An 18,837-nucleotide genomic window follows, 5' to 3' on the forward strand; every position below is an offset into this window, starting at 1 on the left:
CTTCCGTCAAAGAAGACGAACCTCAACTCTGCGCGTTGCCAATCTCGGGCTCATCCTCCGGCACCTCGCCCGGCTCGAATTCGTTGAAGCAGCCCAGCTGTCGCTTGAACTGGTCGATCAGCCAGGCCGCCGCCGGTTTCGGGCTGCGGTCGACGCGATGCATGGCATAAAGCGGCGAACTCACCTCCCTGTAGGGTTCGAGATCGAGCTCAACCAGCCGGCCATTCGCCAAATCCTCGGCGATGAGCCATCGCGGCAGACCGCCCCAGCCCAGCCCCGCGCGCATCAGCGTGTGCTTGGTGCGCATGTCCGTCAGCCGCCAGGTGCGGTAGGCGAAGACGCCGTAGTCGCGCCCCTTGGTGCGCTCGGACTGGTCGATGACGACGAGTTGCGTGTGTTCGCGCACATCCTCGAGCGCCACCGGCTTCGGCAGCAGCGCCAGCGGATGGTTGGGTGCCGCGGCCGGCACCATGGACATGAAGCCGATGCGCACGAGATGCACGTCGACGTCGCCCAGAAGACCGCCGATGCCGAGATCGGCCTGTCCATTGACGACGTAGTCGGGAATAAGGCCGAGCGAGCCGATATGCAGGCGCAGCATCACCGCGGGGAACTGCGCCTCGAACGCCTTGAGCACCCGCACCAGCACCGGAGACGGCAACGCTACGTCGACCGACAACGCCACCTCGGCCTCCAGCCCGTGATGGTGCCCGTCTACCCGGGAGCGAATGCGCTGCAGCATGCCGATCATGCGCCTTGCATCCTCCAGCGTCGCCCGGCCGATCTCGGTCAGTTGTGGCTCACGCGTGCCCTCGCGTTCGAACAGCTTCAGCCCAAGCTGCGCCTCGAGATTGGCGATGCCGTAGCTGATGACGGATTGCGCCCGGTTGAGCTTGCGGCCGGCAGCCGAGAAACTCCCGGTTTCGGCAACGGCGACAAGGATCTGAAGCTGGTCGAGCGTCGGGTTGGGCTGCATCATCGTATCTATTTTATGGATAGATCGTATAGGAAATATACCAGTTTATTTGATTGGTTGATAGCCCCATATCTGGCGGGACAATTCATCCCACTGGAGAAACCCGCTATGTCCATTCTTCTCGTTACCTCGAGCCCGCGCGGCGCAGCCTCGCACTCGACCCGCATCGCCACCGAATTCGCGGAAAAGCTGCTTGCCGCGGATCCGTCGAACACGCTCGTCGTGCGCGACCTCGTCGCCAACCCGCTGCCGCACATCGACGCCGACTATTCGACCGGCATCTACACGCCGGCCGAAGCCCGCACCCCGCGCCAGGCTGAAGTCGTCGGCGTTTCCGACGCGGCGCTGGACGAACTGTTCGCCGCAGACACGGTGATCCTGGCCACTGGCTTCATCAACTTCAACATCTCCTCGACGCTGAAGTCCTGGGTCGACCACGTCGCCCGTTCCGGCAAGAGCTTTGCCTATGGCGAGAATGGTCCCAAGGGCCTCGTCACCGGCAAGAAGGTCTATATCGTGCTGGCTTCCGGCGGCATCTATTCCGAAGGTGCTGCCGTGCAGATGGACCACGCGATCCCCTACCTGCGCTCCGTGCTCGGCTTCATCGGCATGACCGATGTCGACGTCATCCGCATCGAAGGCGTCGGCATGGGCCCTGACGCGGTGACCGCTGCTCTCGCCAAGGCGACCGCCAAGGTCGACGCGGTGGTGGCCGCCAGCCAGCAGGTCGCCGCGGCTGCGTAAGGCACCTCGCCATCTGAACCGAAAAACAGGCGTTCGCGCCTGCTTTTTCGCCGTCCAATAACGGCCTTGCTGCTTGCCGATGCCCCGGCAGCGCGAAAACAGTAAGCGACCGCGCTCTTAGGATATGGCAACCTTGACCATTCACCTTGGTTCACAAATAGTCACAGTGAACCAAGGTGAATCGCAACTATGACCGCTTTTACAGTACGCCTTTCCGACGACACGACAAACAGGCTCGACCGGCTTGCCGAAAAGCTCGATCGCTCGCGCTCCTATATGGCAGCCCAGGCCATTGAGGACTTTGTAGCTCGCCAGGAATGGCAGCTCGCGGAGATAGAGGCGGGATTGGCCGAGGCCGAGCGCGGTGAATTTGCCAATGAGCAAGAGTTGGCCGCCGTGATTGCGAAGTACGTCAAACCCACCGGCTGACGATGAGCCGCAGGACAATCCGCTGGACCAAGCGGTCCTTACGCCGGCTTGACGAAATCGGCGCGCACATTGAAAAGGACAGCCCCGAAACGGCCGCTCGTGTCATCGCGCGGATCTTGTCGGCGGCGGAGCTGCTCGCCGAGCAGCCGGCCATGGGGCGCGTTGGGCGTATCAAATCGACGCGAGAACTCGTTTTGGTCGATATTCCCTATATCGTCCTTATCGCGTAGGTAGAGATACCGTTGAGATGACAGTCCTGCACGCCGCCCAACAGTGGCCGCAGACCCTGTGAACTAGTCTAATGCTGGCCGAGGGAACTGAAATCTGAGCAATGATGGCCTCGCGTGAGTCGCGCGAGGCCCTCATCGCTTCGGCGAACTGTCGTCGTCCAGCGACTGCGGCCCGGCGGCGGGCTGGAGCAGGCGGTGGCCACCAGCAAGGCCTCCTCCTTGCCGGAAAGCTGCGCGCCTCCCGGAGCGCGGCTCCTCACTGAGCGCTGCCTCCAGTGCCGTCAATCAGATTGGTTTATTACGGTGAACGGCGATTGCTATCTACAGCCGCGCCAATTGTGTTGTGCTCAACAGCCCGCCTCGGCTTGACCGCCGGGCAGCTCGCCCGACGGTCGGTATCCATTACCGATCGGCGCTTCAGCGTGCCACATAGACGATGCGGCGCGTCGATGGCTCAACCAGCACCGGGCGGTTGTTCACATAGACATATCGGTACCGGTAGTTCGGGATCTTCTGTAGGGCCACCGTGTCAGGCAGGGTCGCGCCGGTCACAACCTTGCCTTGAAGGTAAACAGGCTTGACCCGATGCGCGCTGATGTAAGTGCGCACCTGTTCCGGCGGATTGATCACGGTGCCGGCTGCACCGCCGCCGACGACCCCAGCCGCGCCGCCCACAGCAGCGCCAACTGGTCCTCCAATGATAGCGCCGGCGATTGCTCCGGTAGCGCCACCGGCGATGGCTCCGGCATTACCGCCTTGATCGCGAGGAGGTTTCACAACCGCGATGCCGGAATCGGCCGGCCGCTCGGTTAAGACCACCCGATTGCCGCCGAATTCTGCGGTGACGTAGTCGGAATAGATCCAGCCTTGACCACCGGCCTCGGCGATGGTGCACCATTTCGAGTTTTGCAGGCAGCCGTTCAGTGTGGCCGTCTGGCCCGCCCGCAGCACGCCGATGACCGGATACTGCGAGCCCGGCCCGGCTCGAACGTTAAGGTTGGTAGCGGCGGATACGGGAGTGTCGGCAAAAGCTGCGCCAGACAGGGCAACAAGCGCGCCTGTTATAACGGGTAACAAAAGCCTTTTCATCGTTCTCTCTCCGTTTCATGGTTCCCTCAGAGCCAAAACGAGGAAGAACCGTGTGCGTTCCGGCTAAAATTCCGTGCGTTTTTCATTAATTGTTCCCGTTTCTCGCGAACTTGGTGGATAGGCCGAGAGAGATGCTGCTAGTTTTCCGCGTGGCTGAAGACAACAGCGCCGCTGTCCCTGGACTTCGACGCATGGGCACTGGAAAACGACCACCTTTACAGGCGCATTGCGCCTGACGGGCATGACTGCGCCGATGGTCCTCGACGGACCGATGACGGGGGAATGGTTCGCCGCTTATGCCGAGCAGGTACTGGCGCCTACGCTTCGAACTGGTGACATCGTCATCCTCGACAACCTGCCCGCTCACAAAGTCACCGCCGCCCGCCAAGCGATCGAAGCGGCCGGCGCGCGAATGCTCTTCCTGCCACCTTATAGCCCCGACCTTAACCCGATCGAGAATGCCTTCTCGAAGCTGAAGTCGATCCTCGGGAAAGCCGCCGCCCGCAACATCCCCGAGCTCTGGGACACTACCCGCGACGCGCTGCCCCGCTTCACCGCCGGGGAATGCACCAACTACTTCAGCGCCGCGGGTTACGAGCCAGAGTGATCAGGTCTGCTCAAACCGGCAGCTGCCTTTCTATCCAATGAAATGCCTCAGCAGCCCCGCCGCCACCACTCCGATCAACACGGTCGGCAGCATGGAGAGCCGCGTCGCGGCGACCAAGGTGATGGCCAGCGCCAGGAGATCGGCCGGATTTCGTGACACGAAGGCTGGAGCGATGACCGAAATCAGCACGCAGCCGGGTGCGGCTTCCATCACCGCCGTGGCGCGGGCGCCGAGCACGCGGTTGCGCAGCATGACATAGCCGCCAATCCGGGTGAGATAAGTGACGCCGGCCATCAGCACGATGGTGAGAAAGGTCGCCATGTCGATCATGCATCAACGGCCATCAGCCAGGCGGCAATCACCCCCGACACCGCGCCCGCCGCGACATACCAGGCGCCGGGAACGAAGAGATAGACAAGTGCGGCCACTACGAGGCTCACCAGCCAGGGCCGCGCCGCTTTCATACCCTTCCACATGCCGCGCATCAGCACCAGGAAGACGGCCGGGAAAGCCATGTCGAAGCCGTAGGTCTCGATATGGCCAAGCATCGGGCCGAGCAAGGCGCCGAGCGTGGTGAAGGCCACCCAGGTCACATACATCGCCAGCGCCGCGCCCATATAGTAGCGCGGGCTGAAGGCCGGCCTGATCCCGGCGGCGGCACGCTGCTTGGCGTCGGCCAGGCCCAGCGCCCAGCTTTCGTCGCACATGAAGAACAACGCCGGGAACACCTCGCGCCGCGGCAGGTCGCGCAGGAACGGCGCCAGGGCCGCTCCCATCAGCAGGTGGCGGCTGTTGACCAGGAAGGTGATGGCGACGATGAGCAGGATGTGCGGCGGCGACGTCCACAACTGGATCGCCGCGAATTCCGATCCGCCGGCGAAATTCAGCCCCGTCATCATGGACAACTCGACCGTGCTCAATCCTTTCTGGGTGGCCTGGGCACCAAGCACCAGCGCATAGGGGATGGTGCCCAACAGCACAGGCGCGCAGGATGCAACGCCCCGGCGGAGTTCCGATCCCGAGCCATCGCCCGCTGTTTCGATTGTCTGCAAAATGCTCATGCCTTGCCACCGGCCGGCCTCGCGGCCGCCGCTTCCCTGGGTTTGAACTCTCGTGATACCGGCGCCAAACATACCCACACTTCTGCGCAATTTGGTCGCGAAGATCGTTGTTTCTCACCCGATTTCGGCATTGAATGCTGCAAACCAGAAAGAAAATGGAATTCAACGCCATGAAGCTTGACGACATTGACAAACGCATCCTGCGCGCGTTGCAGCGAGACGGCCGCATGGCCAACAACGACCTGGCCAATGAGGTCGGCCTGTCGCCCTCGCCTTGCCTGCGCCGCGTAAAACTCCTGGAGGAAGCCGGCGTCATCGATCGCTATGTCGCCGTGCTCAACCCGGCCAGCATCGGCAAGGGCCTCACCTTCTTCACCCGCATCTGGCTGAAGGCGCAGGACGAGGACACGATCGAGCATTTCGCCACCGAGGTGGCCAGGCTGCCCCAGGTCATGGAATGCTATCTGATGCTGGGCGACTGCGACGCCATGGTGCGCGTGGTGGCGGCCAGCATCGACGACTACCGCCGCTTCCAGTCGGAGCATCTGAGCCGCATCAGGGGCGTCCAGAACGTCAAGACCGACGTCCCCAGCCAGACGATCAAATACACGCTGGAACTGCCGATCTGACAAGCGCTTGCAAGAGCAGCCCCGAGCGGCCGAGATCGTAGGATCGGCTCGAGTGCCAGGTTGAGGAATGCGGTGGCATGACGCCACCGCCTGGCCTGTCGCTACGCGGACTTGAGAACCGGAAATGCGCGTTTCTGGATGGCCCGCTTTGCCTGGAAATTCGCTGCCGGAATCGGGCGACCAACATGAAAGCCCTGGACCTTGTCTATGCCATATTCGCGCATGAGGCCCATCTGCTGTTCGGTTTCCACCCCTTCGACCAGGATCTTGTGGCCGCGATTTCGGACCAGGGCGATGATGTCCTGCAGCATGGCCATGCCCTTGGGCGTGGCGCAGTCGTGAAGGAACGAACGATCGATCTTCACCGTATCGAAATCGATCAGACGAAGCCACGAAAGGCCGGCGAAACCGGTCCCGAAATCATCAAGCCATATCTTGATGCCCAACAGCTTCAGGTCGCTGATGCACCGCAGGATGTCCGAGTGCATCTCCATTTCCAGCCCTTCGGTGATTTCGAAGGCCAGCCTGTTGCCGGTTACGCCGGTCTCGCCCAGGATGGTCGCGACCGATGCAGCGAAGCCGGGCGTTTTGAGCTGGATCGGCGAGACGTTGACGCTGACGACACGGACGTGATCGCCAGCCAGAAGCTCGGTGCACACGGTCCTTATTGCCCAGCGCCCGAGTTCCAGGATCGCGCCAGTGCGTTCCGCGACGGGAATGAACAGGCTCGGCGGAACCAGGGTGCCGTCCAGCATTTTGAGGCGCATCAGCGCCTCCACGGCCTCGAGCCTTCCCGATTTGACATCCTGGATAGGTTGATAGACGAGCGAAACCAGATCCTGGCCGATCGCGATCTTCAGCAAAGCCGCAAGATTCTCGCTCTCGTCGCTGCTCTGGGGATCGGTTGGATCGAACAGCCGGGCACAGTTTCGGCCGCTGGCCTTTGCCAGATAGAGCGCGCGATCCGCCTCGTGGATGATCTTCTCCAGCTTGGCGCCGGACTGCTTCCTGGTGAAGGCAGCGCCAACGCTCGCCGTCACGATCGAAATACCGTCCCGCCGCAGTTCGTGGGTAAGCGCCAGGTTCTCCACCGTGCGGCAAATGGCTTCCGCGAGATCCGCGACCTGGTCCTTCTTGTCCATGCGCGCCAGGACGATGAATTCTTCACCGCCATAGCGCCCGATCGAACCATCATAGCCCTTGATCAGATCGCTGAGGGCGTTGGCGACATGGATCAGGCAACAGTCGCCCTCCTGATGGCCGTAGCAGTCGTTGAACTTCTTGAAGAAGTCCACGTCGATCAGGATCGCAGCAAAACCTGCGCCAAGCTTCTGCCAGTCGCTCCAGTAGTCCCGCAGCTTCTCGTCGATCGCCCGCCGGTTCTCCAGACCTGTAAGCGGATCCGTCCGCGACAGCCTGAGCAGCGCCTTGCCGCGCTCGGTGGCCTCCCTGTGCTGAATTTTGGCTTCCAGGGCATTCAGGAAGACGTTGTAACGCTCTTCGTTCAGCTTCCAGTTCACATATGAGGTGAACGTGAAGCATGAAATATAGAAAATGGCTAATATTAGCTTGTACGTCGGAGTAGAAGGAACGAAATAATTAACAATGAACAGTAAGAACAATATTATAGCGGAAGTTACAACAGACAGCTTAAATCGAAATGTAAAGAAAAGGTTTGCGCCCATCATAAAAATGGTGCCGAAGACCATATAATAAGAAACGCTCTCTTTCTCTGCGGACAAAATCGTTGGACATAACCAACCAAGGTAGCCAAATATAATGGCCGCAGCGCAAGTTACATCAAGCCATTCTGCTCCGACTCCCCGGCGAAGCTGCGCCTCCAAGGTCAAAAGCGCTGCCAATCCGACCGCAAAGCGCGCCTCGATCGTGTAGGCTGCCACGTCTGGAATGAGCAGCAGATCCATTGCCGAAAACAGCAGATAGATGGCAACGGCGATCCAAAGCCCTGGCCTGGCTTCCACTCTTCGCGTTGCTTCAGCTTCCTTGCGGTAAAGGATACGAAGTTCGGCCGCCCCCAACTCCTGGCGCGGATCGTGCGGTTCCGAATCCACCACATCGGCCACTCGGGATGACACGCGCTCGTTCACAAATCCCGGCTGAAGGGGATTTCGCGATCCGAATTCGTTTGCAGCTTCTGCCCCCAACGCAGACCGACTCCTTGGGTGCGACATGTTTTGCCCGCGCAGTCAAATGCAATGATGCAGGACAAGTTTCCGTTAACTCGAACCCGGAGTCGCTCCTTAAAAACCCCAAAGAATTGACATGGTTAGCGAGAAATTAATCATATCGATAGAATGCTCGCGAGCCGACATTGGCAAATGGAGCATTCTACGCAATAAGTTAACTAACTGTTAACTATGGAGCATCCGTGTGCAAACTGTCTTTGACGGCAAAAGCCTGATTACTGCCGAGCTGATTGCCGACGGGCTACCTCGAGGAAAGATCGAGCATTACAGCGAAGCTTTCGAAACCGCTCGCGCCGAGCTTGCACTCATACTCCACGCGACACAGCAGCAGATCGAGCAACACAAGGACCCCGCCGAGATCATTCGTCGTCTGACGTCGTACCTCAGCGCGACGCGCTCCAAGGTTCATCGCGACGTTTGGCAAGCCTTGATACCGGTGGTGCAGAACCACCCAGTCGTGAAATATTTCCTCGAGGATCCGCTTACGCGCTGGTCTTTCACCAAGCCCAGAGGTTATTCAGGCGACGCGCAGTTGCTCGACTACATCTATTGCGATCCGCATGTGGCCGAAAGCGTGGCGAACGCCTCGGAGATCGGCAAGGCACTCTATAACCATACCAAGGACGTGCCCTCGTCCATCGCAGCACGGGAACGGCGCGATCTTTTGACCCGCTATGTCGATGAGATTGCAGACAAAAATGGGCCGCAAACGGAGGTTCTCGCGATCGCGGCCGGCCATTTGCGGGAGGCCAATCGCTCGGCTGCCCTGGCCGAAGGCCGCCTCAAGCGCTGGGTCGCGCTCGATCAGGACCCCCAGAGCGTCGGACTGATTGCGCGCGACTTCCAGGGCACCGCCGTCGAGGCTATCGACGGTTCGGTGCGAACCCTGCTCACCAGGGGCCACAAACTGGGCAAGTTCGACTTCATCTACGCCTCCGGCCTTTACGACTATCTCCAGCACAACGTCGCGGTGAAGCTCACCAAGACCTGCCTGCAGATGCTGAAGCCGAACGGGACATTCCTGTTCGCGAACTACGCCGAAGGCGCTTCCGGCGCGGGGTATTGGGAGACGTTCATGGACTGGGTTCTGCTGCTGCGCACGGAAGCCGATATGTGGAACATCATCAATGCCAGCGTCGACCGCAACACCGTCGATGCGCAGGTGTACTTTGGCGAGAACCGCAACGTGCTGTACGGCGTCATCAAGAAGCGCGGATAGCGCCTGCCGGACGCCAGGCCACGTCAAAACAATACATAATCCCGGGGCTCTAACCCGGGATTATCCGTTTACGAGAATTGGGCCTTCAGCGCACGAAACTCTCGCATCGTCTTCTCGGTTCTCTGCGCATCGGCGGCCGCGAAGCCCGTGACCAGACCGTGTTGCTCGCTGCCGTGGCGGTACTGGATCGAGGGCGGAGACGTTGATCCGCTACTGGAGCGCCGCCGCGGCGATTACCTTATCGCTGCATCTGTCGCGGAAGATGCCGACGACCTGGATGCCGGATTCGGTGGTCCAAAAATCCAGCCATTCCCCGCGATGCCTTGGCGCGCTTTCCAGCAAGAACTGCCGTCTAGCACTGCCCTTGCAGCGCAATGCCGACGATCGCTGCCGCGACCGGCCCGCTTTACCCAAACATCCGATCGCCCTGTTCATCCACCAGCTGGATACCCTTCTTGATGGAGATGTCGACAGCGTCGTCGAGGCCGGCGAAGCGATCGGCGCGGATGAATTTGTGTTCCTTCATCACGCCGTCGATTTCCTTGGAGACGACGCCGCAGGTCTGGTACTGGCCCTCGGCCTTGTAGGGCGTGGCGCTGATCAGGAAACCCTTGTGCTCGACCTGCTTGGCGGGTACGGCACTTCTGGGCTCGGCCGCTTCACCGCCGCCGCCGAAAAGACGCTTCAGAAAAGACATGGCTCAAATCTCCTTGTTCGCCCCTGCAAACCGCTTCTTGTTGGCGATTCACGACGCTGTTGGCCCAGCATGCGCGAATGTACCGCCGCGTTCCAGCCCCCTGATGAAGACGGTCACCAGGAGGTCCACCTGCCGCTCGATCTCGTCCGCCTGCCGTCGCACGGATTTCGCAGCGTAGCCGCTGGTGACGATGCCATGCACGCTTGACCACAATGTGCGCGCCGCCACCCGGCGCGTTTCGTCGTCGAGATCGAAGTCGCCGCCGGCGAGCACAGCGGCAATGATGTCGAACAGCTGGTCGAGCCGCGCTTCATAGGCATCCGGCTCGGCCAGCGTCGGGCGGCGCCTGTTGAAGGCGAGCAGCGCAGGCCAACTGCCGGGATGCGCCTCGACAAAGCGCATATAGGCGCCGGCCAACGCCAGCAGGCGCTGCCGCACGTCGGTGATGCCGCGCTTGGTGAGGTCGGCCATCGCCGCCGCCCCCGCGGCGCCCAGGCGGTCCAGCAGCCGCATGTTGACGGCACGATGCACCCCCTCGAGATCGGCAAACAGATTGTAGACCGAACCGACGGAGATGCCCGCCTGCTCGGCAATGGTCCTCGCCTTCAGATTGTCCATGCCGCCCTCGTTGATGAGCGTCTCGGCAATGGCCAGCACCCGCTCGCCGGTCTCTTCCTTGTCCAGTGCCATGCTTTTCCCTGTGAATGCGCATCCTTGCCGGACGGAACGCTGTTGCGAACGATCCGGCCTCCTCTCGTTTACCATGTCCGAGCTATCGTGAACAGCGTTCAAAAATAGCTTGAACAATGTTCATTTCCTGGTATATTTGGCTTTGTGAACGTTGTTCACAGGAAAATCGAAGGGAGAAGAATATGCTTAGCCTGATCAGAACATTGCTCGACGGCGCCAGTGCGCGCGCCGAGGACGGCCTGAAGGATCGCTTTGCCATCGACCTTCTGGCGCAACGCATCCGCGACGCCGAGGCGGGACTTGCCGCCGCCAAGCAGACGCTTGCCACGCTGATCGTGCGCCAGCGCGCCGAGCAGGCCGGCCTCGACCAGCTCGACCGTCGCCACGCCGATCTGGAAACCCGCACGCTGAGCGCACTGGCCGCCGGCAACACCGGATTGGCCGAAAGCGCTACCGCGGCCATCGCCGAACTGGAGAATGAACGCGAAGTCCGCCGCGCCACCGTGCAGAGCCTTGGCGAAAAGACCTTGCGGATGCGCGCTTCGGTGGAGCGGGCGCATCGCCGTATCATCGACCTCAACCAGGGCATGATCTCGGCCCGCGCCATCGATGCCGAGCGCAAGGCGCAGTCACGGCTCGTCAGGTCGATCGGCCATTCGGCGAGCCTCAACGAAGCAGAGGAACTTCTGGCTCGCATCAAGGGAGCCAGCGACCCGTTCGAGGAGGCCGGCATCCTCGACGAGATCGACGGCGAATTGCGTCACGAGGCAATCCGCGACCGCCTTGCCGAGGCCGGGCATGGTCCGGCGGTGAAGGTGCGCGCCAAGGACGTGCTCGAACGGCTGAGGACCATGAACTGAACCGCTTTCCCGGACCTGACTTCCATCAATCCAACTCTCGTCAAAGCAACGGAGAACTCCAATGAACGCCAATCAGACCTACATCATGTTCAACACCATCTCGGTCGGTGCGGCCTATTTCATGCTCGGCCTGTCGCTGTGGCTGGCGCCCGTCGACCTGTCGACCAAGGGCTACTGGGCCATGGGCATCCTGCTGCTCACCGGCAGCCTTGTGAACCTTGTGAAGTACCGCACCGACGAGCGCATCTCGGCCGAGACCACCGCCAAGATCGAGAAGGCGCGCAACGAAAAGCTGATCAGCGAATATGTCGGCAAGGAATGATGCCGGCATGCCCCGGCGCAGAAAAGCCCGGGCCTCCCCGGCTTTTGGTATCCGCCGCTTCCACCTCCCCCTTGTGGGGAGGTCGGACCGCAGGTCCGGGTGGGGGTACTGGCGCCGGCTTAGCAGAACGTAGGTTCCTCGCCCCCGCAAGGCGGGGGAGAGGTGGCCGCGAAGCGGTCGGAGAAGGGGCTGCGGCGCTGGCGATTTCACCCTGAATCCATCCAGGGGCCGCGCCATCCCCCTCTCCGTCTCGGCTTCGCCGAGCCACCTCTCCCCATTTCATGGGGAGAGGAACCCAAGCCTTTGCATGCCAGGCACCCTCGCCCTACTTGCGCGACAAGGCTTCCAGCGCCTCGGCCGCGGCTTCGAGGATGCTCATGGCCTCGGCCTGCTTTTCGGCCGGGGCATCGACGATGTCGCTCAGCGCGGCGCGCAGCCGGTGGCGGATAGCGCGGAACTCGTCGCGCGCCTCCGAACGGTCGCCACGCCCGCCTCGGCCCCCGCGACGATCCTCGCTATCGTCATTCCAGCCGAACCATTCCCGGGCCTTGGCCATCTTGCGGCCGAAGCGTTCGAGGTGTTCGAGCACGCTGTCGATCATCTCGCGATTGTCGGCGAGATGCGCCTGCCCGGCCTCGGTGATGGAGAACACCTTCTTGTTGCCTTCGCTTGATGACACTGCATAGCCGGCCTCTTCCAGGAAGGTCAGCGTCGGGTAGACCACGCCCGGACTCGGGCTGTAGATGCCGCTGGTGCGCTCTTCCAGCGCCTTGATGATGTCGTAGCCATGGCGCGGCGCCTCGGCCAGCAGCGACAGCGTGATCAGCTTGAGATCGCCGTCGGCCAGCATGCGCCCGGCGCGGAATATGTCGCCCGGGCCGCGTCCGCCGCCGCCCCGGCCTCCGAACGAACCGAAACCGCCGCCGCGGCCGCCGAACTTGCCGGCCATATGCATGAACATGCGCTCGCCGAAATGGCCGCGCCCGAAATCTTTGTGCATGGATTGCTCCTTGAGTTCTATCTTGCGATATATCTTAATTAGGCGCACACCTGCGCCGAGTCAAGATATATCTTACGATGTATCTGAATGCCGCGGCTGAGGAGCTTTTGCTGCGGGCCTCGTGGCAGTCGGTTCACTCGTCTGGCTGGGCCGCGAATTGGCTTCCCGGCGCGAGCGGCGCTTCACGAAGACGTGCTGGCATGGGGAGAATTCCAAGAAACAAACGACCTGACGCCGGCGAACCCCTTGGGCGGGCCATGCAACGAGGTCGTGCCATGCCATCAGGAACAGACAAGGTCGCGCTGGTGCTCGCGGGCGGCGGCAGTTTCGGCGCGGTACAAGTCGGCATGCTGAAGGCGCTGGTCGCCGCGGGCGTGACCGCCGATTTCGTCGTCGGCTCCAGCGTCGGCGCCATCAACGGCGCCTACTACGCCGCCGCCGGCACAATGGAGACCGTCGCTCGGCTGGAGGCCCTGTGGCGGGGCATCACCCGCAACGACGTGTTTCCCGTCAGTTGGCGGTCGATGCTGGGCTTTGCGGCCCGGCGCGATTTTCTGTCCGCCTCGCACGGCATCCGCAATCTGATCGAGCGCAACCTGCCCTATCGCGACCTCGAGGAGGCGCCGATCCCGATCCACATCATCGCGACCGATCTCTTCTCCGGTGACGCGGTGGTGATCTCGAAAGGTAATGCGGCCGAGGCGATCGCCGCCTCAAGCGCCATTCCGGTTGCGTTCGCGCCGGTGCGGGTCGGCGAGCGGTTCTTGATCGACGGCGCGGTGACCTCGAATACACCAGTCGGTGTTGCGATCAGCCTCGGCGCGCGCCGGCTGATCGTGCTGCCAACCGGCTTCGCCTGCAATCTGCGCGCGCCGCCGCAAGGCGCGGTTGCCAACGGCCTGCATGCCTTGACACTGTTGATCGCCCGGCAATTGGTGCGCGAACTCGACACCATGCCGGCCGAGATCGACTACGCGATTGTCCCCTCGCTCTGCCCGCTGGTGGGCTCGCCCTACGATTTCACCCGCACTGGCGCGCTGATCGACGACGCCGAAAAATCGACCCGGGCATGGATAGAGGCGGGCGGACTGTTTGAACGCGTCATCCCGAACCAGATGCGTCCGCACCGCCATCATTGATTTCACCCGATTTCACAGCAGGGCGCTACCACCGCCCCTTGCGCCGGTTCCAGGCATAGAGCAGGTCGGCGAAGCGATCATAGGCAAGACGGGTCAGCGGCAAGGCGATCGGATTGCCAAACAATCCCGCCAGCCAGCCCTCGCCAGGTGTCATCGCCCACACTGCAATCGCAACGTCGGCGCCGACCAGCAACCGGCCTTGCGCATCGGTGGCATGCAGCCGCCGGCGGATGTCCTCCAGCGAGGCGCCATGTCCGGCAAGCGCCGCCGGCTCGAGGTTGATGTCGCGAAACTCGATCCGTCCGGCCTTGACCGCTTCGATCAGCCGCCGCTTCTGCCTGCCGATGCCCGCATCGCAGACCGGACAATGTGTGTTGTACCAGACAGTCAGCAAAGGCGTGATCCTGTCAGGGCTCACTTGCCGCGCATCGCCGTCTTCGGCCCGACGCGTTTGTTGTCGCGAAACAGCGCCCGCTCCCCACACAGGCGTCCGTTGGGCAGGCGGCAAAATCCATATTCATTGCCGGCCCTATCCTTCCTCATCGCCAGGCGCCCGCCGACTCCGCCGCAATGGACGGATGCCGGATTGGCCATGCCGACCGGCTTTTGCACGGCAGCGCCGACGTCGATCGGCACTAAGGACAATGCGGCCAGGCCGGCAGCCGATATCTTCATCGCGATCCCCCCTCGGCCGCACCCTGTCACGGCGAAGCGCCTTGTCTGCGGCAAGGCGTCGCCAATGACCATCGACTTCGAGAACCTGCCGATGGATTCATCCGAGCGAGGAGATGATCTCGCGGTAAGCAAATTCCGGGAACGCCTTGAGCGTGCGCGTCTTGACGCTGCCGCCCGAGCCCAGCATCAGCGCGAAACGGGCGAGCACCGCATCATCAGGCGCTTCGACCACCGACACCATGTCGAATTCGCCCATGGTCAGGTAGAACGACTTGAACGATCCACCCATCTCGCCGAGCTGCTTCTTGGCGGCGTCCAGCCGCTTGGGCGAGTCGCGCACATTTTTCGCGCCCTGCTCGGTCCAGTTCATCAGCACGATGTAAGTCGTCATGGCACACCTCTCTCCGGGCCACGGAGCACGGCATTGAGACCGCTAAAAAAGGACGGCCTCGACCGGGGCGGGCTTCCGGGGTTGACGCCCAGAAAATGCATCCGTCACCAGATTATCCTCCCGCTGCCAGCGTCCCGCAAGCACTACCGCGCCGGCACCGTATTGCCGAGTCCTCGTGCCAACCGACACAAAGGCGCTGGCATGGCGACGGCCACAAATCAGTCGGCGGCGATCAAGCAAAGCCGGTTTAAAAACCCGCCTGATTGCGGCAGTCTCCGCCGTGGCCGTCGGACACGGCAAACACCGGCCAACATCCGAGGCCCAGTCCAGCCGCAGGAGAGCTTCATGCGCAAAACAACAGACCTGCCGCCGGAACGGATCGAAATTCCCGCCGCGTGGACCGGCGAGGACATGGCGAAGCATCCTGAACGATGGCTGGTCGAACTGGACCCGAAGGACGTCGCGGAGCTGGAAGCCGCCGCAACCGGCTTTCTTGCCGGTTCGCACGATATCGGCGGTCTGACCAAGGCTGATTTCCCCTTGCCCCGGCTTGCTGGCCATCTTGCCGCCCTTCGCGAAAAACTGATCGCCGGCATAGGGTTCGAGGTGCTTCGCGGTCTCCCGGTCGAAGGATACTCCGCGCAAATGGCGGCAACGATCTTCTGCGGAGTTGGCGCCCATCTGGGAAGCGCTCGGTCCCAGAACGCCCAGGGCCATATACTCGGTCATGTCCGCGACATAGGCGCCGACGCGAAGAACGCCACGACACGCATCTACCAGACCTCGGAGCGCCAGACGTTCCACACCGACTCCGCCGATGTCGTCGGCCTGCTCTGCCTGGAAGATGCCATGCAAGGCGGCGAGTCCCTGCTGGTAAGCACGGTGACGATCTACAACGAGATGCGCAAAAGGCGACCTGATCTGGTCCGGCTGCTGTTTGATCCGATTGCCACCGACCGGCGCGGCGAGATACCGGAAGGGCAAAAGCCCTACTTCGAAATCCCGGTCCTCAACTGGCATGCGGGGCTGCTGACCGGAATCTATCAGCGCCAGTATATCGACAGCGCGCAGCGCTTCCCGGATGCCATGCGGCTGAGTGCTGCGCATGTCGAAGCATTGGATCTCTTCGACAGCCTTGCCAATGACCCGAAGCTGAACCTGTCGATGCGGTTACGGCCCGGCGACATGCAGTTCGTGTACAATCATTCGCTGCTTCACGACCGCATGGGTTTTCGGGATTGGCCGGATCCGGACAAGCGGCGCCATATGCTGCGCCTGTGGCTGTCAATGCCCGGCGACCGCCCGCTGCCCGATTGCTTCAGGCAGCGTTATGGCTCAATCGAGATCGGCGACCGGGGCGGCATCGTCGTCAAGGGGACGCGGCTGAACGTGCCCCTGTAGAAGCCAACCCGCCTGAAACGAAAAAGGGCACCAGTTGGCGCCCTTGATTCTCGTGACAGATAGAACCCGCCTCAGCTGTCGAGGAAGCTTCTGAGCTTGCGGCTCCGGCTCGGATGCTTGAGTTTGCGCAGCGCCTTGGCTTCGATCTGGCGGATACGCTCGCGGGTGACCGAGAACTGCTGGCCGACTTCTTCCAGCGTATGGTCGGTGTTCATGCCGATGCCGAAGCGCATGCGCAGCACGCGCTCCTCGCGTGGCGTCAGCGACGCCAGAACGCGCGTGGTGGTCTCGCGCAGATTGGCCTGGATCGCCGCGTCGATCGGCAGGATCGCCATCTTGTCCTCGATGAAATCGCCCAGATGCGAATCCTCCTCGTCGCCCACAGGGGTTTCGAGCGAGATCGGCTCCTTGGCGATCTTCAGTACCTTGCGCACTTTTTCCAGCGGCATGGCGAGCTTTTCGGCCAATTCCTCCGGCGTCGGCTCGCGGCCGATCTCGTGCAGCATCTGGCGCGAGGTGCGCACGATCTTGTTGATCGTCTCGATCATGTGCACCGGAATGCGGATGGTGCGCGCCTGGTCGGCGATCGAACGGGTGATCGCCTGCCGGATCCACCATGTCGCGTAGGTCGAGAACTTGTAGCCGCGGCGGTATTCGAATTTGTCGACCGCCTTCATCAGGCCGATATTGCCTTCCTGGATCAGATCGAGGAACTGCAGGCCGCGATTGGTGTACTTTTTGGCGATGGAGATGACGAGGCGCAGATTGGCCTCGACCATTTCCTTCTTGGCGATCGCGGCTTCGCGTTCGCCCTTCTGCACCTGGTTCACGATCTTGCGGAATTCCAGGATCGAGATCGCCGTTTCGGTGGCCAGATGCTGGATCTCGGCGCGCAGGTCCTTGATCGCATCCTTCTCGTTCTTGGTGAATTCCTTCCAGCCGCGCGAGGTCAGATTGCCGATCGAGCGCGTCCAGTTGGGATCGAGCTCCGAGCCCTGATATTCCTTCAGGAACTCCTCGCGGCGCACGCCGTAGCTTTCGGCGAGGCGCAGCAGCTTGCCCTCGTTCTGCACCAGGCGCTTGTTGATGTCGTAGAGCTGCTCGACTAGCGCCTCGATGCGCGCCGTGTTGAGCGACAGCGACTTCACCGCTTTGATCAGCTGGTCCTTCAGTTCCTTCAGCCGGCGGTCCTGGCTGGGCGACAGCGTGCCGGCGGCGGCCAGACGGTTCTCGACCTGCTGGTCCTGCAGCTTGCGCAGCTTCTTGTAGGTGTCGGCAATGACGTCGAGCGTCTCCATCACCTGCGGACGCAATTCAGCTTCCATCGCCGCCAGCGACAGGCTGGCCTCGTCCTCGTCTTCCTCGTCGTCGTCCCCGATGCCGCGCGTGTCGACACCGACATTGGTGATGTCGTCTTCATCGTCGCGCCCGCGGCGCGGCTTCTCATCAGCCTTGGGCGCTTCCTCGACGCGCTCGACCACCGGCGCCTGCTTGGCCTCGGGGCCGGCATAGGTGGCTTCAAGATCGATGATCTCGCGCAGCAGGATCTTGGATTCGTTGAGCTCGTCGCGCCAGATGATGATCGCCTGGAAGGTCAGCGGGCTCTCGCACAGGCCCGCGATCATCGTCTCGCGGCCGGCCTCGATGCGCTTGGCGATCGCGATTTCGCCCTCGCGCGACAGAAGCTCGACCGAGCCCATCTCGCGCAGGTACATACGAACCGGATCGTCGGTACGGTCGGTCGGTTCTTTCTTGGTGGTGGTGGCGGCTACCGCGGTGCCGGTCTGCTCGGCCAGTTCGTTGGCGTCTTCCTCGGCATCCGCCGCGGTGTCGCCGGCCTCGGCCTCCTCGCCCTGCTCGTCATCCTCGACGACATTGATGCCCATGTCGGACAGCATCGCCATCGTGTCCTCGATCTGCTCGGAGGTCACTTCCTCGGAAGGCAGCACCGAATTCAGCTCGTCCATCGTAACATAGCCGCGCTTCTTGGCGGCCTTGATCATCTTCTTGACAGCATCATCGGAAAGGTCGAGCAGAGGCCCATCGGTGGCGCCCTCGCGTTCGGTCTCGACCTCTTCCTTTTCCTTTGTCGCCATAGTCTTTATCTTCTCCTAGCGGCCGGGCATCGGGCCACGTAAGCTGTCGGACCAGTCAAATTGGATATGCTCGTTTTTCTAAACGCGCTTCACCCGGGCCACGAACTGCATCCACTCTTTGTTTGGTGCATGTCGTCGCCCCAAAACCGGTTTCCACTTTTGGGCGACATGCATTAAGTCCAGATTAACCCTGATATCTGTGGCAGGCTGTCTGCCTGTCCAGTGACCAGGACCTCTTATCGCTGCACTTCCCGTCGACACGGGTGCGGATTGACGTTTCGAATCGTCCTGATTCCGCCATTCTGCCGGAAGGTCAAGCGCCTCTGGCATGATTCGCATGAAAAAAGCGAATCAATTACCCGACTTAGCGCGCCC

At 61.9% G+C, this 18,837-nt stretch carries 20 protein-coding genes and 3 pseudogenes; 10 read left to right on the top strand and 13 right to left on the bottom strand.

Going from position 1 to position 18,837, the window contains the following annotated elements; translation table 11 throughout:
- Window positions 1-22 precede the first annotated feature (22 nt).
- Window positions 23-976, bottom strand: a complete 954-nt coding sequence (locus tag FJW03_RS16640; protein WP_140611751.1) for a LysR family transcriptional regulator — start codon at window positions 974-976, stop codon at window positions 23-25.
- A 108-nt stretch (window positions 977-1,084) separates the two neighbouring features.
- On the opposite strand from FJW03_RS16640, the gene FJW03_RS16645 reads away from it, so the two are divergent.
- The 3 genes and pseudogenes from FJW03_RS16645 (at window position 1,085) to FJW03_RS16655 (ending at window position 2,441) form a co-directional block, all read left to right on the top strand.
- The gene (locus tag FJW03_RS16645; RefSeq protein WP_140692423.1) at window positions 1,085-1,720 is read left to right on the top strand and encodes an FMN-dependent NADH-azoreductase; all 636 of its coding nucleotides are present in this window, start codon (window positions 1,085-1,087) and stop codon (window positions 1,718-1,720) included.
- Between the two features lie 189 nt (window positions 1,721-1,909).
- Complete coding sequence (locus FJW03_RS16650) at window positions 1,910-2,149, top strand: CopG family ribbon-helix-helix protein (protein ID WP_140611721.1); 240 nt, start codon at window positions 1,910-1,912, stop codon at window positions 2,147-2,149.
- Between the two features lie 2 nt (window positions 2,150-2,151).
- Window positions 2,152-2,441 (top strand): annotated as a pseudogene (locus tag FJW03_RS16655) (type II toxin-antitoxin system RelE/ParE family toxin).
- 93 nt (window positions 2,442-2,534) lie between these two features.
- On the opposite strand, the pseudogene FJW03_RS16660 reads toward FJW03_RS16655, so the two are convergent.
- Both FJW03_RS16660 and FJW03_RS16665 read right to left on the bottom strand, forming a co-directional pair.
- Window positions 2,535-2,655, bottom strand: a pseudogene (locus FJW03_RS16660) (IS630 family transposase); the annotation flags it as partial.
- Between the two features lie 141 nt (window positions 2,656-2,796).
- Window positions 2,797-3,468, bottom strand: coding sequence for a DUF1236 domain-containing protein (locus tag FJW03_RS16665; protein WP_140763586.1), 672 nt, complete (start codon window positions 3,466-3,468; stop codon window positions 2,797-2,799).
- A gap of 169 nt (window positions 3,469-3,637) precedes the next feature.
- On the opposite strand from FJW03_RS16665, the pseudogene FJW03_RS16670 reads away from it, so the two are divergent.
- Window positions 3,638-4,075: pseudogene (locus tag FJW03_RS16670) on the top strand (IS630 family transposase); the annotation flags it as partial.
- Between the two features lie 30 nt (window positions 4,076-4,105).
- Here the strand turns inward: FJW03_RS16670 and FJW03_RS16675 are convergent.
- Both FJW03_RS16675 and FJW03_RS16680 read right to left on the bottom strand, forming a co-directional pair.
- Window positions 4,106-4,405 (bottom strand): AzlD family protein, encoded by a 300-nt coding sequence (locus FJW03_RS16675; protein ID WP_140763580.1) that lies wholly within the window; start codon window positions 4,403-4,405, stop codon window positions 4,106-4,108.
- Window positions 4,402-5,136 carry an AzlC family ABC transporter permease gene (locus tag FJW03_RS16680; protein WP_140763577.1) on the bottom strand — a complete coding sequence of 245 codons (735 nt, stop codon included), beginning with the start codon at window positions 5,134-5,136 and terminating at the stop codon, window positions 4,402-4,404. Before FJW03_RS16680 ends, FJW03_RS16675 begins: the two co-directional genes overlap by 4 nt.
- A gap of 170 nt (window positions 5,137-5,306) precedes the next feature.
- Here FJW03_RS16680 and FJW03_RS16685 point away from each other — a divergent pair, with 170 nt between their 5' ends.
- The gene (locus FJW03_RS16685; RefSeq protein WP_140611709.1) at window positions 5,307-5,765 is read left to right on the top strand and encodes an Lrp/AsnC family transcriptional regulator; all 459 of its coding nucleotides are present in this window, start codon (window positions 5,307-5,309) and stop codon (window positions 5,763-5,765) included.
- Between the two features lie 101 nt (window positions 5,766-5,866).
- Here FJW03_RS16685 and FJW03_RS16690 read toward each other — a convergent pair whose 3' ends face one another.
- The gene (locus FJW03_RS16690) at window positions 5,867-7,957 is read right to left on the bottom strand and encodes a putative bifunctional diguanylate cyclase/phosphodiesterase (protein ID WP_181173238.1); all 2,091 of its coding nucleotides are present in this window, start codon (window positions 7,955-7,957) and stop codon (window positions 5,867-5,869) included.
- Between the two features lie 199 nt (window positions 7,958-8,156).
- Between FJW03_RS16690 and FJW03_RS16695 the strand changes: the two genes are divergently transcribed.
- Entirely contained in the window at window positions 8,157-9,191 is a 1,035-nt protein-coding gene (locus tag FJW03_RS16695; RefSeq protein ID WP_140763571.1) for a class I SAM-dependent methyltransferase, read from the top strand.
- 406 nt (window positions 9,192-9,597) lie between these two features.
- Here FJW03_RS16695 and FJW03_RS16700 read toward each other — a convergent pair whose 3' ends face one another.
- Entirely contained in the window at window positions 9,598-9,888 is a 291-nt protein-coding gene (locus tag FJW03_RS16700) for an HlyU family transcriptional regulator (RefSeq protein WP_140763568.1), read from the bottom strand.
- Between the two features lie 48 nt (window positions 9,889-9,936).
- Window positions 9,937-10,578, bottom strand: coding sequence for a TetR/AcrR family transcriptional regulator (locus tag FJW03_RS16705; RefSeq protein ID WP_140763565.1), 642 nt, complete (start codon window positions 10,576-10,578; stop codon window positions 9,937-9,939).
- Between the two features lie 182 nt (window positions 10,579-10,760).
- Between FJW03_RS16705 and FJW03_RS16710 the strand changes: the two genes are divergently transcribed.
- Window positions 10,761-11,438 (top strand): PspA/IM30 family protein, encoded by a 678-nt coding sequence (locus tag FJW03_RS16710; RefSeq protein ID WP_140763562.1) that lies wholly within the window; start codon window positions 10,761-10,763, stop codon window positions 11,436-11,438.
- Between the two features lie 61 nt (window positions 11,439-11,499).
- Entirely contained in the window at window positions 11,500-11,760 is a 261-nt protein-coding gene (locus FJW03_RS16715; RefSeq protein ID WP_023770145.1) for a YiaA/YiaB family inner membrane protein, read from the top strand.
- Window positions 11,761-12,085: 325 nt separating this feature from the next.
- Here FJW03_RS16715 and FJW03_RS16720 read toward each other — a convergent pair whose 3' ends face one another.
- Window positions 12,086-12,760 carry a PadR family transcriptional regulator gene (locus FJW03_RS16720; protein WP_140763559.1) on the bottom strand — a complete coding sequence of 225 codons (675 nt, stop codon included), beginning with the start codon at window positions 12,758-12,760 and terminating at the stop codon, window positions 12,086-12,088.
- A gap of 275 nt (window positions 12,761-13,035) precedes the next feature.
- Between FJW03_RS16720 and FJW03_RS16725 the strand changes: the two genes are divergently transcribed.
- Window positions 13,036-13,899: a patatin-like phospholipase family protein gene (locus tag FJW03_RS16725; RefSeq protein ID WP_140611694.1), complete on the top strand. Its 864-nt coding sequence runs from the start codon at window positions 13,036-13,038 to the stop codon at window positions 13,897-13,899.
- Between the two features lie 25 nt (window positions 13,900-13,924).
- Here the strand turns inward: FJW03_RS16725 and FJW03_RS16730 are convergent, their stop codons facing one another.
- From FJW03_RS16730 to FJW03_RS16740, 3 genes are all read right to left on the bottom strand, one after another.
- Entirely contained in the window at window positions 13,925-14,293 is a 369-nt protein-coding gene (locus FJW03_RS16730) for a thiol-disulfide oxidoreductase DCC family protein (RefSeq protein ID WP_140692404.1), read from the bottom strand.
- A gap of 20 nt (window positions 14,294-14,313) precedes the next feature.
- Complete coding sequence (locus FJW03_RS16735; protein WP_140692401.1) at window positions 14,314-14,574, bottom strand: DUF333 domain-containing protein; 261 nt, start codon at window positions 14,572-14,574, stop codon at window positions 14,314-14,316.
- Window positions 14,575-14,671: 97 nt separating this feature from the next.
- On the bottom strand, window positions 14,672-14,965 hold the full coding sequence (locus tag FJW03_RS16740) for a GYD domain-containing protein (protein WP_140611690.1): 294 nt from the start codon (window positions 14,963-14,965) through the stop codon (window positions 14,672-14,674).
- Between the two features lie 345 nt (window positions 14,966-15,310).
- Between FJW03_RS16740 and FJW03_RS16745 the strand changes: the two genes are divergently transcribed.
- Entirely contained in the window at window positions 15,311-16,366 is a 1,056-nt protein-coding gene (locus tag FJW03_RS16745) for a TauD/TfdA family dioxygenase (protein WP_140763556.1), read from the top strand.
- 71 nt (window positions 16,367-16,437) lie between these two features.
- On the opposite strand, the gene rpoD is transcribed toward FJW03_RS16745, so the two are convergent.
- On the bottom strand, window positions 16,438-18,462 hold the full coding sequence (gene rpoD, locus FJW03_RS16750) for an RNA polymerase sigma factor RpoD (RefSeq protein WP_140763553.1): 2,025 nt from the start codon (window positions 18,460-18,462) through the stop codon (window positions 16,438-16,440).
- Between the last annotated feature and the right edge of the window lie 375 nt (window positions 18,463-18,837).

Origin of the sequence: Mesorhizobium sp. B4-1-4 (genome assembly GCF_006439395.2) — a bacterium.
Taxonomy (GTDB): Bacteria; Pseudomonadota; Alphaproteobacteria; order Rhizobiales; family Rhizobiaceae; genus Mesorhizobium.